The organism is Allobosea sp. OK403 (assembly GCF_900113835.1).
In the GTDB taxonomy this organism is placed as follows: domain Bacteria; phylum Pseudomonadota; class Alphaproteobacteria; order Rhizobiales; family Beijerinckiaceae; genus Allobosea.
Genome location: NZ_FOQV01000005.1, coordinates 225,770 through 240,796, shown reverse-complemented (window position 1 = coordinate 240,796; position 15,027 = coordinate 225,770). Strand labels below are relative to the sequence as shown.

The 15,027-nt window shown below is 65.0% G+C and carries 16 protein-coding genes; 6 read left to right on the top strand and 10 right to left on the bottom strand.

Features of this window, described 5'->3' with window-relative positions:
- Window positions 1-72 precede the first annotated feature (72 nt).
- Window positions 73-1,881 carry an ABC transporter ATP-binding protein/permease gene (locus tag BMZ97_RS19095; RefSeq protein ID WP_092173066.1) on the bottom strand — a complete coding sequence of 603 codons (1,809 nt, stop codon included), beginning with the start codon at window positions 1,879-1,881 and terminating at the stop codon, window positions 73-75.
- Window positions 1,882-2,104: 223 nt separating this feature from the next.
- On the opposite strand from BMZ97_RS19095, the gene BMZ97_RS19090 reads away from it, so the two are divergent.
- From BMZ97_RS19090 to BMZ97_RS19075, 4 genes are all read left to right on the top strand, one after another.
- The gene (locus BMZ97_RS19090) at window positions 2,105-2,860 is read left to right on the top strand and encodes a Crp/Fnr family transcriptional regulator (RefSeq protein ID WP_092173063.1); all 756 of its coding nucleotides are present in this window, start codon (window positions 2,105-2,107) and stop codon (window positions 2,858-2,860) included.
- Window positions 2,861-3,055: 195 nt separating this feature from the next.
- The gene (locus BMZ97_RS19085; protein ID WP_244546492.1) at window positions 3,056-3,793 is read left to right on the top strand and encodes a class I SAM-dependent methyltransferase; all 738 of its coding nucleotides are present in this window, start codon (window positions 3,056-3,058) and stop codon (window positions 3,791-3,793) included.
- A gap of 167 nt (window positions 3,794-3,960) precedes the next feature.
- Complete coding sequence (locus BMZ97_RS19080; protein WP_092173060.1) at window positions 3,961-4,530, top strand: NADPH-dependent FMN reductase; 570 nt, start codon at window positions 3,961-3,963, stop codon at window positions 4,528-4,530.
- Between the two features lie 93 nt (window positions 4,531-4,623).
- Complete coding sequence (locus BMZ97_RS19075) at window positions 4,624-5,559, top strand: glutaminase (protein ID WP_092173057.1); 936 nt, start codon at window positions 4,624-4,626, stop codon at window positions 5,557-5,559.
- 39 nt (window positions 5,560-5,598) lie between these two features.
- On the opposite strand, the gene BMZ97_RS19070 is transcribed toward BMZ97_RS19075, so the two are convergent.
- The 7 genes from BMZ97_RS19070 to BMZ97_RS19040 form a co-directional block, all read right to left on the bottom strand.
- Window positions 5,599-6,432, bottom strand: a complete 834-nt coding sequence (locus BMZ97_RS19070; RefSeq protein ID WP_092173054.1) for a shikimate dehydrogenase family protein — start codon at window positions 6,430-6,432, stop codon at window positions 5,599-5,601.
- A 43-nt stretch (window positions 6,433-6,475) separates the two neighbouring features.
- Window positions 6,476-7,498: a Gfo/Idh/MocA family protein gene (locus BMZ97_RS19065; protein WP_092173051.1), complete on the bottom strand. Its 1,023-nt coding sequence runs from the start codon at window positions 7,496-7,498 to the stop codon at window positions 6,476-6,478.
- Window positions 7,499-7,729: 231 nt separating this feature from the next.
- Window positions 7,730-8,179, bottom strand: a complete 450-nt coding sequence (gene aroQ / locus BMZ97_RS19060) for a type II 3-dehydroquinate dehydratase (protein ID WP_092173361.1) — start codon at window positions 8,177-8,179, stop codon at window positions 7,730-7,732.
- Window positions 8,180-8,206: 27 nt separating this feature from the next.
- On the bottom strand, window positions 8,207-8,938 hold the full coding sequence (locus BMZ97_RS19055; protein ID WP_139221261.1) for an amino acid ABC transporter ATP-binding protein: 732 nt from the start codon (window positions 8,936-8,938) through the stop codon (window positions 8,207-8,209).
- Between the two features lie 76 nt (window positions 8,939-9,014).
- Complete coding sequence (locus tag BMZ97_RS19050) at window positions 9,015-9,848, bottom strand: transporter substrate-binding domain-containing protein (RefSeq protein WP_092173355.1); 834 nt, start codon at window positions 9,846-9,848, stop codon at window positions 9,015-9,017.
- 86 nt (window positions 9,849-9,934) lie between these two features.
- Window positions 9,935-10,576, bottom strand: coding sequence for an amino acid ABC transporter permease (locus BMZ97_RS19045; RefSeq protein WP_092173048.1), 642 nt, complete (start codon window positions 10,574-10,576; stop codon window positions 9,935-9,937).
- 11 nt (window positions 10,577-10,587) lie between these two features.
- A complete protein-coding gene (locus BMZ97_RS19040; RefSeq protein ID WP_092173045.1) occupies window positions 10,588-11,256 on the bottom strand; it encodes an amino acid ABC transporter permease in 669 nt (222 codons plus the stop codon).
- Window positions 11,257-11,508: 252 nt separating this feature from the next.
- On the opposite strand from BMZ97_RS19040, the gene BMZ97_RS19035 reads away from it, so the two are divergent.
- Window positions 11,509-12,180: a TetR/AcrR family transcriptional regulator gene (locus tag BMZ97_RS19035; RefSeq protein ID WP_175525620.1), complete on the top strand. Its 672-nt coding sequence runs from the start codon at window positions 11,509-11,511 to the stop codon at window positions 12,178-12,180.
- Window positions 12,181-12,206: 26 nt separating this feature from the next.
- Here BMZ97_RS19035 and BMZ97_RS19030 read toward each other — a convergent pair whose 3' ends face one another.
- Together BMZ97_RS19030 and BMZ97_RS19025 are read right to left on the bottom strand one after the other, a co-directional pair.
- Window positions 12,207-13,043 carry a sugar phosphate isomerase/epimerase family protein gene (locus tag BMZ97_RS19030; RefSeq protein WP_092173039.1) on the bottom strand — a complete coding sequence of 279 codons (837 nt, stop codon included), beginning with the start codon at window positions 13,041-13,043 and terminating at the stop codon, window positions 12,207-12,209.
- A gap of 20 nt (window positions 13,044-13,063) precedes the next feature.
- Window positions 13,064-13,759 carry a GntR family transcriptional regulator gene (locus BMZ97_RS19025; protein ID WP_092173036.1) on the bottom strand — a complete coding sequence of 232 codons (696 nt, stop codon included), beginning with the start codon at window positions 13,757-13,759 and terminating at the stop codon, window positions 13,064-13,066.
- 368 nt (window positions 13,760-14,127) lie between these two features.
- Between BMZ97_RS19025 and BMZ97_RS19020 the strand changes: the two genes are divergently transcribed.
- Window positions 14,128-15,021 (top strand): dioxygenase family protein, encoded by an 894-nt coding sequence (locus BMZ97_RS19020; RefSeq protein ID WP_092173352.1) that lies wholly within the window; start codon window positions 14,128-14,130, stop codon window positions 15,019-15,021.
- Window positions 15,022-15,027 lie beyond the last annotated feature (6 nt).

Sequence of the window (15,027 nt, the reverse complement as noted above, 5' to 3'; positions counted from 1 at the left end):
ATCGCCTCACAGTTCCATTTCGGCACGATCAGGGAGCGGACCGGCGGTCACGTCGACGTGAACCGCCTTCGCTCAAGCCGCGTCGTCATTGGCGGAGTTACGGCTGCGGAACAGCCGCCAGAGCGACTTGCCCAGTCGCCGGGAGCTCAGATGAGCGCCGGCGAGGCGCTTCTCCAGCGTGATCTTGCGGTCATGGAACTCCTCGAGACCGATCCGATGGCCGACGCTGATCACCGTGGCATGGGCGAGTTCGCCCTCGAACAAGCCCAACAATGTGTTCTGGCTATCCTCGTCCAGCGCCGAAGTCGCCTCGTCCATGATGACGATGTCGGGCTTCTGGATAAGGAGACGAGTGAAGGCGACGCGCTGACGCTCGCCGCCGGAGAGGATCTGATCCCAGCTGTCCTCGTCATCGAGGCGCTTGGCGAGATAAGCCAGCCCACAGCGCTTCAAGGCGGCGATGACGACGTCGTCGGGAACTGGCGCATCCGCTTGCGGGTAGAGCAGCACAGTGCGAAAGCTGCCCATCGGCAGATAGGGCTTCTGCGGCACGAAAGCGATCGACTTGCCACGCGGCACCTCGATCCTTCCAGAACCCCAGGGCCATAACCCCGCCAAGGCTCGGATCAGCGTGCTCTTGCCGGAGCCGCTTTCGCCGACGATCAGCACCTTCTCGCCCAACTCGATCACCACCGAGGCATCGGCGATCACCACGCGGCCATTGCTGTGGGCGATCGAGAGATTCTCGATATGGATCGCGCCATCCTCGCTCTCGCCGAGGCTGATCTGGGTTTCGCCTTCCATGATCGTGCCGACATCGAGCGCCTCCAGCGCCTCCTGGAGCTCATCGACGCGGGCCACGGAGGCGAACCACTCGGCCAGACGCACGATATTGTCGACGAACCAGATCAGGGCCGCTTGCACGGCGCCGAAGGCTGCGACGACCTGCATTACGGCGCCCAGCGTGACCTCGCCCGAAAGATATTTCGGCGCGATCAGCAGCAGCGGCACGATCGGAAACAGCGCGCCATTGGTGTTGAGCACCAGCGCGATGACGCCTTGCTGGCGGATGACACCCAACCAGGCCGCGACGACGCGGCCGTAATTCTCGCCCACGGAGGTCCGTTCGTCGGCGTCGCCGCGGATCAGCGCGATGCTCTCGGCGTTCTCACGCAGCCTTGTCATCTCGGCGCGAAACTGCGCCTCCGCCTCATTCTTCGCCGAGATCCGGCCGACCAGCGGCCGGCCGACAACATAGGCGGCGAACGAGGCGACGATCGCATAAAGGATCGCCGCAATCGCCATATAGCTCGGGATCACGATGTCCGCGCCACCGAACACGAAGCGGGCCGAGCCTGCGACGTGCCAGAGGATGGTGGCGAAGGTCGCGGCGGTGACGGCCGCGCTGATCAGGCCGATCGCGAATTCGACGAGCGGCTCGATGGCGAGGCGGACATCCTCCGCGATACGATATTCCGGCGCGCTCTGCTCCTTGGCGGTGAACTGCATCCGGTAATAGCGCTGGTCGGCGATCCACCAGCCGGCGATGCGGCGCGTCAGATTTTCACGCCAGCGCATCTGCAGCAGCATGCGGCTGATCACCAGCGCCGACAGCGTCAACGCCGAGACCGCGATGAGCAGCGGCAGCCAGGCGACCGTGCCCCAGACCGCCGCGACATCGCGCTTTTCAAGAGCGTCGAAGAACAACCGGTTCCAGGCATTGATTCCGACGGCGGTCGCGATCTGTGCCGCGACGAAGACGAGCACGAGGATTGTGAGCCCCCAGGCGCGCAGCCGCCTTTTGCCAATCCAGAATTTCAACGCCGTCGCGAAGAAGCGGCGCATACGCGAGCGTTGCGGGACACTCAGCGTGTCGGACATCCCCCGGCCACTCCAGAATCGTCACGGCACCATGACGGACGCTGATCCAAAACGTCCGGCCGCAGCGCAAGTTCCCCTGCCGCTCCATGCCTGCTGCGCCGCACGAGACGAGAACGCGTGCGAGAACACGTGCAAGACGGGAACAAGTGATTGGATGCCGGGTTGTCCTGTCCGGCCAGACGCGCATGCCGGCGGCCGTTGCGAGAGCGGATCAATCGAGACGATGGCGACAAGCGCGAATCAGAGCCGCATCGGCGTGCCCTGCCTGGCCTGCCCGCTCCGGCTCAAGCCGGCTTTCAAGGACAAGACCGACGACGAGGTCCGCTTCATTCAGTCGATGAAGATGGAGCATCGCCTGCTGCCGGCCGGCGCCGACATCATCCAACCCGGACAGGAGGACGCGGCGCTCTATACGCTCTTCTCGGGCTGGGCGTTCCGCTACAAATCCCTGCCCGACGGCCGGCGCCAGATCCTGAACTTCCTGCTGCCGGGAGACCTCGTCGGCTTGCAGGCCTCGCTGCTGAGCGCCGCTCAGCACGGTATCGAGGCTCTGACCGAGGTCGAGCTCTGCGCTTTTCCACGCAAGCGGGTCTGGGATCTGTTCGTGCGGATGCCGAGCCTGTCCTACGAGATCGCCTGGCTCGGCTCGCGCGAGGAGAGCCTGATCGACGAGAACCTGACCTCTGTCGGCCAGCGCAATGCCGCCGAGCGCATCGCGGCGCTGCTGATCTCGCTCCATCGCCGCGCCAACGCGCTTGGCCTGGTCAGCGAGAACAGCTTCCGGTTTCCGCTCTCGCAGCAGCAGCTCGCCGACGCGCTCGGCTTATCGCTCGTCCACACCAGCAAGACATGGGCGAAGCTGCGCCGGGCCGGCCTTTTTTCGATCTCGGGCGGGCGATTGACCTTGCTCAATCCGCGCCTGACCGCCCGCATGGCCTCGCTTTACGAACGGGAGCTCGAGCCGAGACCGCTGATCTGAGGGCACCTCCTGCCTCAACACGCAGCAGGTCCTCGTGCCCTCAAGGCTCTTGAACCCTATATGTCGGGCAGGTAACGTCATTATTTCGTCATGGTTGCCGCATGTTGCGTCAGCACTCGGGGTCAAATGTCTCAAACTCTCCACCATCGTCGCCCGCGCACCGGCTCTCTAGCTGCAAGGCTAGGCCAGTCGAGCATGGCCGTGCGCATCGAGGATGAGGTGCGCGTGACCGCTGCCGACCTCGTCGACAGCATGGCCGAGGCGCGCTTGAGGGTCGCCGCCGTCCGCTACAAGGTCGAAGGCGAGGTCCGCCAGAAGGCCGAGAAATTCAAGACCCATGTTTCCAGGGTTGCCGGCGAGGCCAAGTCGAAGCTGAGCGACGAAGCCCGTTTCATCAAGTCGTGGATCGACGATCCCGGCCGCACCGGCTCCGTGACGCCGTCCAGCCCGTTCCTGGCGCGGCGCATGGCGTCCTTCGTCGACCCCGCCATTCCCGGGCCGGTGATCGAGATCGGCCCCGGCACCGGGCCGGTGACCGAGGCGCTGATCGAACGCGGCATCAGCGAGGAACGGCTCATCCTGGTCGAATACAGCCCGGAATTCTGCGCGCTGCTGCGCCGGCGCTTTCCCCGTGCGACCGTGGTGGAGGGCGACGCCTATGCGCTTTCGACGACGCTGGCAGGCCATCTCCAGGAAAAGGCGATCGCCGTCGTCTCCAGCCTGCCCCTGTTCAATCGTCCGCCGGCGATGCGCAGCGCGCTCGCCAAGGACGCCTTCACCTTGCTGGTCGAGGGCGCGCCGCTGATCCAGTTCACCTATTCGGTGATCTCACCCGTGCCCCGCAAGGGCTCCGGGCTGAAGGCCTTCGCCTCGGATTGGGTCTTGCGCAATATCCCGCCCGCACGCGTCTGGGTCTATCGCCAGGCGACATAGGGCTCGGGAGGCGGCCCTCCGCGACGATCTGATCGCTCGGACACAAGCGTGCGTTCATTGCATCTGCGCAATCGTGACATCGCGTTTGGTGGACTTGGCGTTGCGGGTGCAACGGCATAGCCTCCGTGCCAGTCGCTCCCGACCGTCCTGATCCGACCGAGGCCGTCATGTCCGCACCCAAGATTCTCGTTTTTTCCGGCTCGTCGCGCCCCGGCTCGCTCAATGCGAAGCTCGCGGCCCTGGCGGCAAAGAAGCTCACGGCGGCGGGGGCGCAGGTCACGCTGATCTCGCTCGCCGATTATCCCTTGCCGCTGGTCGATGCGACGGGTTTCGGCCACGCGCCGCAGCCGGCCCATGATCTGCGTGCGCAGATCGATGCTCATGCCGGCCTGTTCATCGCCAGCCCCGAGTACAATGCGGGCTATGCGCCGGCGCTGAAGAACGCGCTGGACTGGGCGAGCGTCGCCAAGCCCGGAGCGCCCGCGACCGGGCTGGCCGGCAAGGTCGTAGCGCTCGGCGGCGCCTCGCCCGGCGCTCTGGGCGCCTATCGCGGTCTGACGCAGTTGCGCACCGTGCTCGAGCTCGGCTTCGGCGCGCTGCTGATCCCCGAGATGGTTGCCGTCGGCGGCGCCGACAAAGCCTTTGGCGAGGATGGCGAGATCATCGACGCCCGCACCAGCGGCTTCCTCGACGCGGCTCTGGAACGATTGATCAAGCTGTCCAGCCAGGCGGTCTGAGTCCGACCGTCGTCACTGCTCACGCTTGACCCACCCGGACGGCTCGGGCTTGTTGCGCCGGGACGGGCCGCAGGGTCGGCGGGGGTGGAAAGTGTGACGGACATAACCCGACTGGTCCGCGATATCGCCCGGGACATGGCGGCAGCCGAGGATCGCGGTGCGGTCGCGACCTATATCCCCCCTCTGGCGACGATCGACCCCAGCCGCTTCGGGCTCTGCATCGTCACAGCGGATGGCGCGGTCCATGCCGCGGGCGACGCCGAGGAGGCCTTCTCGATCCAGAGCGTCTCGAAGGTGTTCGCGCTGACGCAGGCGCTCGGCAAGGTCGGCGATACGCTCTGGCGTCGCGTCGGCCGCGAGCCGTCCGGCACGCCTTTCAACTCGATCGTCCAGCTCGAGCGCGAACAAGGCATTCCGCGCAACCCCTTCATCAATGCAGGTGCGCTGGTCGTCGCCGACATCAACCTCGCCGGCCATGAGCCGCGCGTGGCGATCGGCGAGTTGCTGCGCTTCGTGCGCTATCTCGCTGATGACGACATGATCACCATCGATGAGGCGGTGGCGCGCGCCGAACAGGCGACCGGATTCCGCAATGTCGCGCTCGCCAACTATATGAAGGCCTTCGGCAACATCGAGCACGCGCCGGAGCTGACGCTCGGCGTCTATTTCCATCAATGCGCCATCGCGATGACGTGCCGGCAGCTCGCCATGGCCGGGCGCTATCTGATGCATGGCGGGCTGTACCAGCCCGGCGGCGCGCGGGTCGTCTCGGCCCAGCGGGCGCGCCGCATCAACGCGCTGATGCTGACCTGCGGCCATTACGACGCCTCGGGCGACTTCGCCTTCCGCGTCGGATTGCCAGGGAAATCGGGTGTCGGCGGCGGAATTCTGGCAATCGCGCCCGGCAAGGCCTCGATCGCGGTCTGGTCGCCCGGGCTGAACGCCAATGGCAACTCCAAACTGGGCACGCTGGCGCTGGAGCGCGTGGCCGAAGCGACGGGCTGGTCGGTTTTCAGCGCGATGAGTTGAGGCCTCCAGCGCTCTATCCACCGCCGCCGCATAGCCTGCTCAATAGTTGATCCGTGAAACCGCCCGGAGTTCATCTGCGGTGGCCGTCGGAAATCCGAAGAACTCCAGATAGGCCGGGATTTGCTCGAACAGCATGTCGGTGCCGATCTGGAAGGCGCAGCCACGGGCGCGGGCCGCCGCCAGGAAGGGCGTGATCTCCTGCTTCATCACGACCTCGCCGACAAAGGTCGAGGGCGCGATGCGCTCGACGTCGACCGGCAACGGATCGCCCTCCTTCATGCCGAGCGGCGTTGCATTGACGACGATGTCGTAGCCGGCGGGGTCGTTGGAGCCGAGCGAGACCTTGAGCTTGGGATAATGGGCTCGCAGGCGCTCACTGAGCCCCTCCGCCATGGGGGTGTAGGCGTCGAACAGGGCAAGCTCGGCGACGCCGGCCTTGGCCAGCGAGGCCGCGATGGCGGAGCCGACGCCGCCCGCGCCGACCACGAGCGCGCGCGCGCCCAAGAGCGCGCGGCCCTTGCGCAGGACGCCGCGCACGAAGCCTTCGCCATCGAACATGTCGCCGATAAGCGATCCATCGGGACCAAGGCGGATCGCGTTGCAGGCGCCCGCGACCTTCGCCGTGGTCATGACCTCGTCCAGAAGCGCGATCGTCGTAACCTTGTGCGGCATGGTGACGAGCGCGCCATGAATGTTGGAGAGCCTGAACAGCGATTTGAGAAAGACGGCATAATCCTGCGCCTTGCAGCCCATCGGCACGACGACGGCATCAATGCCGTGCTGCTCGAAATAGGGATTGTAGATCATCGGCGCCTTGAAGGACTCGGTCGGGTAGCCGAGATGGGCGATGAGCTTCGTCGTGCCGCGTATCATGGTGAACTGGCTTTCATGGTCTTGCCTGGCCGAGGCCGCCTCCTCATCCCGTGATCGTCACGGCCGCGCCCGAGCGCGCGCTCTGCCCGATCGCGTCGAGGGTCAGGGCGATGTCGATGGATTCGGCGGGTGTCGCGCCGGTCCAATAGGCGGACCCTTGGGTCACGAGGCGCTGGAAGGATTCCGCTTCGGCCAGGAAGCCGTTGCCGGGCGCGACCTCGACGATCTCGGGGAGAGCGGCGATGGTGGCTCCACGCCGCAGCGTCAGGATCGGCGGGCCACCAGCCGGGGGATGGTTGAGATAGCTGGTCTCGATCGTCCCGGCGTCGCCGGCGATCAGGGCATGGCGGTGATAGGCCGTGGCGAAGCTGCAGGAGATCTGCGCCAGCGCGCCGCTCGGGAATTCCAATGAGGCCACAACGCTGAGATCGACGCCGGTCTCGCTCCAGCGAGCCATGGCGCTGACGCGTTCGGGTCGCTCGCCCGCGGCCAGCAGCGCGAGGCTGACGGCATAGCTGCCGGCATCGAGCAGCGCGCCACCGCCGACCTCCGGCTTCAGGCGGATATTGCTCGGGTCGGAAAAGGCGACGCCGAAGCTGGAACGGATCAACTGGACCTTGCCGATCGCGCCTTCCGCCAGCAATTCGCGCAACTTCAGGGTCTGCGGCTGGGCGCGATAGGGATAGGCCTCGACGAGATGGCGCCCGAGCCGCCTCGCAGCTTCGAACATGGCGCGCGCCTCGACTGCCGTCATCGCCAGCGGCTTTTCGCAGAGCACATGCTTGCCCGCCTCCATGGCCCGGATCGACCATTCCGCATGGAGCGAGTTCGGCAGCGGATTGTAGATCGCATCGATCTCCGGATCCGCGAGCAGGGCCTCATAGGAGCCGTGCGACCGCGGGATCCCGCATTCCTGTGCGAAGCGCTGCGCCTTGCCGGCATCGCGGCTCGCGACAGCCGCGACCGTTACGGTTCTGGAAGGCGCAACCCCGCTGGTGAAGGCGCGCGCGATGTTCGCCGCGCCCAGGACACCGATGCGCAGCGGCCGCGATCCCGTGTCATCCATGATGCATCTCCTCGAAGAGGTTGAGTTGTCCGGCCGCGAAAGCCGGATGCTTCAGTCGATCACGACCCTAGAGCAGGATGCGAAAAAGTGGACTCCGGTTTTCGCATCAATCCTGCTCTAACTCTTTGATAAGAGACGGATTCAGATTTCAGATAGGGTCACTTTGTGACCCTATCTGAAATCATCCGGCTCCAGCGCCCGTCGCGACATGTTCGGCATAGCGCTTGCCGATCAGGCCGCCTTCTCGTCGATCAATCGCGCGACCCGCTGCAAGGCGAGCGAATAGCCCTGCGTACCGAAGCCGGCGATGACGCCGTCGGCCCGCAACGAAACATAGGAATGATGCCGGAAGGCCTCGCGCTTATGCACGTTGGAGATGTGCACCTCGACGACAGGCGGCTCGAAGGTGTTGAGCGCATCGAGGATCGCAACCGAGGTGTGGGTGAAGGCCGCCGGGTTGATGACGATGCCGCCGGCCTCATCCCGCGCCGCGTGGATCCAGTCGATGATCTCGTATTCGCGGTTGCTCTGGTGGAAACGGAGGTCGAGCTTCAATTCGCCCGCAAGCTCGCGGCATTCGGCTTCGACATCAGCCAATGTGACATGGCCATAGATGTGCGGCTGGCGTTTACCGAGCAGGTTGAGATTGGGTCCGTTCAGGACATAGACGAGGCGGCTCATCATCGACTCCGGTTGCACCGCGCGGCTCTAATGCCCGCGTAGGATCTCGCCGAGAAACTGCTTGGTGCGGGCGTGGCTGGGGTTGCTGAAGAAGATCTCGGGCGGGGCCTCTTCAACGATCTCGCCTGAAGCCATGAAGATGACGCGGTCAGCGACCTGGCGGGCGAAACCCATCTCATGAGTGACGCAGATCATGGTCATGCCCTCCTCGGCGAGCGCGACCATGGTGTCGAGCACCTCCTTGACCATTTCGGGATCGAGCGCCGAGGTCGGCTCGTCGAAGAGCATCACCTTGGGACCCATGCAGAGCGCGCGCGCAATCGCAACGCGCTGCTGCTGACCGCCGGAGAGCTGGGCCGGGTATTTGTCGGCCTGTTCGAGGATCTTGACCCGGTCGAGCAGGCGGCGCGCATTGGCATCGGCGTCCTTCCGGCTCTGGCGCAGCGTGCGCATCGGGGCGAGCGTGCAGTTCTGCAGCACGGTCAGATGCGGAAATAGGTTGAAGTTCTGGAAGACCATGCCGACCTCGCGCCGGACGGCGTCGATCGTGCTGGAATCGTCACGGAGCGCGATGCCATCGACACGGATGGCGCCCTTCTCATAGGCTTCAAGATGGTTGATGCAGCGGATCAGGGTCGATTTACCCGACCCCGACGGCCCGCACAGGACGATCTTCTCGCCAGCGCGGACCGAGAGATTGATCCCGGTCAGGGCCTTGAACCCGCCATACCACTTCTCGACGCTCTCCATCACGATCATGGGCGTGTCCGTGGCGGCGGGCGTGGTCGTGGCATGGCTGGTCATGGCTGAGGGCTCCGGGTCGTTGGCGGGGGCGTCAGCTGACGACGAAGGAGACGCCTTCGAGGCTGGCGGGGAAGTTCGGCAGCGGCACCTTCATCCATTTCGCGTAGATCTTCGCGAGCTCGCCATTGCCCACGATCTTGTCGATGAAGGCGTTCGTCGCCGCATTGATCTCCTTCTCGCCGAGCCGCGTGCAAGCGCCGTTGTAGAGCCGGGTGAATTCGAGCTTGTCCTCGAAGCCGTCGGGCTTCTGCGCATTGAGGCGCTGGACATAGAACATGTTACCGCCGACGGCCTGGACCTGGCCCGAAAGCAGCGACTGGATGGTCGCGGCATCGTCGTCGAAGCGGCGGATCGTCGTGCCTTCCGGAGCATTCTTGGTGATCTGCGCGTCCTGGACACTGGCGCGCGGCACGCCGATGACGAGCTTGCCCATATCGGCATTGGCCTTCACCACGGTCGCCTTCGGCGCGACCAAAGTGATGTAGTTCGCGACATAGGGTTTGGAGAACTGCACCGCCTTGGCGCGCTCCGGCAGCATCGCCATGGTCGCAAACAGGATGTCGACGCGACCGGAGGTCAGCGCGGGAATGCGGTTGGCCACGGCAAGCGGCACGAATTCGACGGCGACGCCGAGCTCCCTAGCGAAGAGCTCGCCGACATCGGCGTCAAACCCTTCCTGCTTGCCGCTGGTGTTGACGAAGCCGAAGGGCGGGTTGTCGCCCTGGATGCCGATGACGAGCTTGCCCTTGCTCTTGATCTCGGCCGGCGTGATCGCCAGCGCGGGCCGGGTCAGCAGGGCAGGCGCGGCGATGGCGACCGAAGCGCCGAGCAGCAGGTGACGGCGGTTCAGCGTCGTGCGGGTCACATCAATCATGGTCTCTCTCCCTGGATTGGCTTCTTGTGGGGCAATCATCTTGAGTCGGGCGTTCATAGAGCGTCCTGCCGCCCCCCTCAGCGCGTGGCCGTGGCGAGGCGGCGTTCGAGCCAGGCGCCGTAGAGCGACAGCGGCCAGCACATGGCGAAGTAGAGAGCCCCAACGACGCCGAAGACGAGCAGGGGCTGGAAGATCTGGTTCGAGACGATGCTGCCGGCACGCGCCAATTCGGTGAAGCCGACGATGGCCGCCAGCGAGGTGCCTTTGATCAATTGCACCAGGAAGCCGATCGTCGCCGGCAGCGAGATGCGGATCGCCTGCGGCAGGATGACGTCCTTCATCCGCGAGACGTAGTTCAGGCTCAAAGCCTTGGCGGCCTCGGTCTGGCCGCGCGGCACCGCCTCGATCGAACCGCGCCAGATCTCGCCGAGATAGGCGCTGGCATGCAGCGTGAAGCCGATCGCGACCGCGACCCAGGCGTCGAGCTTCAATCCGACAAGCGCCAACCCGTAATAGACCACGAAAAGCTGCATCAGGAGCGGCGTGCCCTGGAACAGGCCGATATAGCTCGCTGCGGCGCGCTCCAGCGGGGCGATGCCCGAGGTCCGTGCCAGCGCGACGACGAGGCCGACAACGCCTCCGCCGACGAAGCCGATGGCCGACAGGGCCAGCGTCCATTTCAGGCCGGCGAGGAGGAAGAGGAATTCGTTGAGACCCATGACGCCCTCCCTCACTTGACCGGATAGCTGAGATAGCGCGACTGGATCAGCCCGAAGACCCGCATCAAGAGCCAGGACATGACGAGGTAGAACAGCGTCACCGCGCCATAGACCTCGAAGCTGCGGAAGCTGTCGGATTCGATCCTCTGGGCGACCGAGGTCAGTTCATAGGCCGCGATCGCCGAGGCCACGCTCGTGGTCAGGGTCAGCAGGATGAACTGGCTGGTGAGCGAGGGGTAGATCGCGCGCAGCGCCGGCTTCAGCACGATCAGGCGGAAGACCTGGGCCTTGTGCAGGCCGAGCGCGAGACCGGCCTCGATCTGGCCCTTGCCGATCGATTGCACGCCGCCGCGGATGATCTCGATCGCATAGGCACCGCCATTGATGCCGAGCGCGATGATCGCCGTTGGCGTCGGATCGAGCCGGATGCCGGCGAGCGGCAGGGCGAAATAGATGAAATAGATCTGGACCAGGAAAGGCGTGTTGCGGATCAGCTCGACGAAGGCGATGACGAACCAGCGCACCTGTCTGATGCCGGAATCGCGCAGCATCACGCCGCCGACCCCGATGATGATCGCCAGGATCATGCCGCCCAGGGCCAATCCGAGCGTGCCGAGACAGGCTGCCAGCAAGCTGGGCAGCCCGTCGATGACGGGCAAGAAGTCGAGCGTGTAGTTCACGGCGTTTTCCCTGGAGCGGCCGACCTTCTGAACGGGTCGGTCCGAGCATTATATCGTCTATTCCGGCACCTCTGATCGGGCGCCTTGGCGGGGTTCTCACGCTCGGAGCGCATTGCGCGCGTCCTGCCTGCGATAGCTCCGTGGATTCCAATTGTACTGGATAGTTCAATTGGTCAAGCGAAATTAACTGCCTGGTCCATTTACAGCCGCGCGCAGCACGCTAGGGTCGCGACCGATTTGGAACGCAGTGAGATGAATCGAATGGTGACCGCCCCGCCTTTGCTGGCGAAGCGCCGCAAATCGGCGAGCTGGACGCAGGATCCCGAAGGCGTGCGCCGCGACATTCTCGCGGTGGCGCGCGCCGAATTCGTGGAGAACGGCCTCAGCGGCGCCCGCGTCGACGAGATCGCGGCCAAGACCTCCAACAGCAAGCGGATGATCTACTATTATTTCGGCGACAAGGAGGGGCTCTACCGGGCCGTGCTGGAGGAGGCCTATGCCCGCATCCGCGCCTTCGAGCGCAGCCTGGATCTTGCAGCGCTGCCGCCGCGCGAGGCGATCGCCACGCTGACGGGTTTCACCTTCGATTACCACGCCGACAATCCGGATTTCGTCCGCCTCGTCATGGTCGAGAACATCCACCATGCCCGCCATCTCGCCACCTCCACCAAGATCAGCGTGCTGAATCTCTCGGCGATCGACATGATCCGCGAGGTCTATGAGCGCGGGCTGGCAGACGGCGCGTTCCGGGAGGGACTCGACCCGATCGACATCCACCTGACGATCAGCGCCCTGAGCTTCTACAACGTCTCGAACCAGGCCAGCATCCGCCAGGTCTTCGGCCATGACATGGCGGCCCCCGAGGCGCGCGAGCGCCGCCGCCGAAGCGCCATCGAAACCGTGCTGCGGATGGTCTGCCGCTGACGGAAAGTGATCTGGCGCCTGCGCCATCACCAAGCCGATCCAGCCAGGTCGCAGGCCGCGATCACCTTCATCGCGGCGTCGAAGACCGCCTGTGCATGCTCCAGCGCCTGGGCGCCGTGATTGGGCACCTCGACCGAGAGCGTCACATCGGCCGGGAGCTCGGCCAGCAGATTCTGCAATGGCAGGACGCCTTGCCCCGGCAATAATCGCCCGCCGCGCGCCTCCTGGATGATCGCCTCGACCGATAGGGGCCGCCCGGCGCCCGCATCGCAAAGCTGGGCGCTCCTGATGAGATGTGGCGGCATCTCCCGCAGTTCGGCCGGGCTTCCGCCGCCGCGCGCGAGATGCAGCGCATCGACGAGAACGCCGCCATTGGCGCGTTCGGCCTCCAGCACGACCCGCGCAGCATCCTGTATGGTCGCCACCTGCCGCCAGGGCATGTTTTCGAGATCGACGCCCAGGCCGAAGCCGGCCGCCAGATCGCAGAGCTCGGCGAAGTTGGCGACAAGCCGGCCATGCTCGGGATCGTCACCGCAGACGCTCAGCCGCTTCGCTCCGAGTTCGGCCGCGCTTTCGAGGACCCGCGCCAGGCCGGACGGCGAGAAGCTGCCGTCGATGACGACGAATTCGATATCATGGACGCGCAGGTCCGTATCCGCGAGCAAAGCCCGCATCGAGGCCATCAGCGCGCTGCCCGGCCGGATCTCGTAGAACGGGGCGCCCGGGAAAGCCGGGTGGAGCCGCAAACCCACGGTGGCGTAGCCGATCTCAGCGGCAAGCGCGACGAAATCGAGTGGCGCGACGTCGATCGTGGTGAAATGCGCGATCCCGAGCGGTGGCGGCGAGGCGGATGACAGCTGCATCGGATCGCGCCCCTCTCGGCTCAGGGCTGAAGCTGGTCGGACAGGCGGGCGCGCAGGTTGGTGCCGGTGCGCAGGATATGCTCGCGCAGCTTCTCGCAGGCGAAAGCCCCGTCGCGCGCCACCGCGCCCTGCGCGATCTCGCTGTGCTCGGCGGCGACATTGCGATCGCCACCCTGCGCCACCAGGAAAACCCGGCGATAACGATCATTCAGATTGTGCAGCATGGCGCAGAAATTCAGCAGCAGCGGCATGCCGCAACCCGCGATCAGCGTCATATGGAAGTCGCGATGGGCGTGCTCCCAGGCTTCCAACGTCGCCGGGTCGCCGGCGACCCGCTCGGTGCGGTTGAGACGGTGGAGCGCGCGCATGACGTCGCTCTCCCAGCTCAGATCGCCATGGGCGATGGCCGAGGAGAGCGCGAGACTCTCGAATTCGACCCGCAACCGAGTGATTTCCGCCAGATTGCTCAGCGAAACCGGCGCGACCGAATAGCCCTTGTTGTCGTGCAGTTCGACGAGGCCGACTGCGATCAGGCGGGCCAGCGCCTCGCGCAGCGGGCTCAGCGAGACATCAAGCTCGCGCCTGACCGCGTCGAGATTGATCTTGGTTCCAGGGCTCAGCTCACCCGACAGAATCGCCTCGCGCAGCCGGTCGACCAGACGCGATGCCTTGGTATTCTTGCTGTCGCGCGAGCCATGGGTCGGTGAGCCGGACATGGATGCGGGTTCCTCGGAAGCAGAGCTCCCAGCTCTGGCAAATCCAGCGCTCGACGCCAATGCATCGGCCGGCTCATCGGCGACAAAACTCATGCTGCCACCCCCTCTCAGCCACGCCGGTTCAACCATCGTTGATAGTTATTATAATCGATTATCCATGTCAACTACAGGGACCTGAATAGGCACGAAGGCTAACTCGCTTCGTCGACGCTCAGTAGGAACGCAGAAATTATCCTTTGGAATGAAGGTATTATCCGGAACGTCGGTGAGGCGCGCCTAGCAAACGCCAGTTTCCCGACTCCCACTCAGGCTCGTCCGAGTTGACAGATAATCGATTTTAATTGATGGAGAGCGGCAAGGAGGACGCCATGATCATCGAGAATCACCACGATGTGACGCGCGACGCACTGGCGGTGATGGCGCGCACGCAAAACCCGCGGCAGCGCGAAATCCTGACCTCGCTCGTGACCCATCTCCATGCCTTCATCCGCGACGTGCGCCTGACCGAAGTCGAGTTTCGCGAAGCCACCGCGCTCCTGAACGAGATCGGCAAGCTCACCAGCGACAGCCATAACGAGATGGTGCTGATGGCCGGCTCGCTCGGTGTCTCCTCCCTGGTCTGCCTGCTCAACAATGGCGATGGCGGCAACACCGAAACCTCGCAATCGCTGCTCGGTCCGTTCTGGCGATTGAACGCGCCGCATGTCAGGAATGGCGGCACGATCATTCGCTCGGATACGCCAGGCGATCCGCTGCTGGTGACGGCCCGCGTCGTCGATCAGGCCGGTGCGCCCATCGCTGGCGCCGAGGTCGATGTCTGGCACGCCTCGCCGGTCGGGCTTTACGAGAATCAGGATCCCGAACAGGCCGAGATGAACCTACGCGGCAAGTTCACCACCGATGCGGATGGCCGCTTCTGGTTCAGCACCGTGAAGATGGTCGGTTATCCGATCCCGACCAACGGCGTCGTCGGCCGGCTGCTGGCGGCGCAGGACCGACATCCCTATCGCCCGGCGCATCTGCATGCGCTGATCGTCAAGTCGGGCTTCAAGGTGCTGATCTCGCAGGTCTACGACCCCAAGGATCCGCATATCGACACCGACGTCCAGTTCGGCGTCACCAAGGCCCTGCTCGGCGATTATGTCCGCCATGACGAGCCGCACCCATCCGATGCCGGCATCGCCACGCCCTGGTACGCGCTGGATTACACCTATGTGATGGAGCCCGGCGAAACCGTGCTGCCGCGCCCGCCGATCAAGTAGCGAACC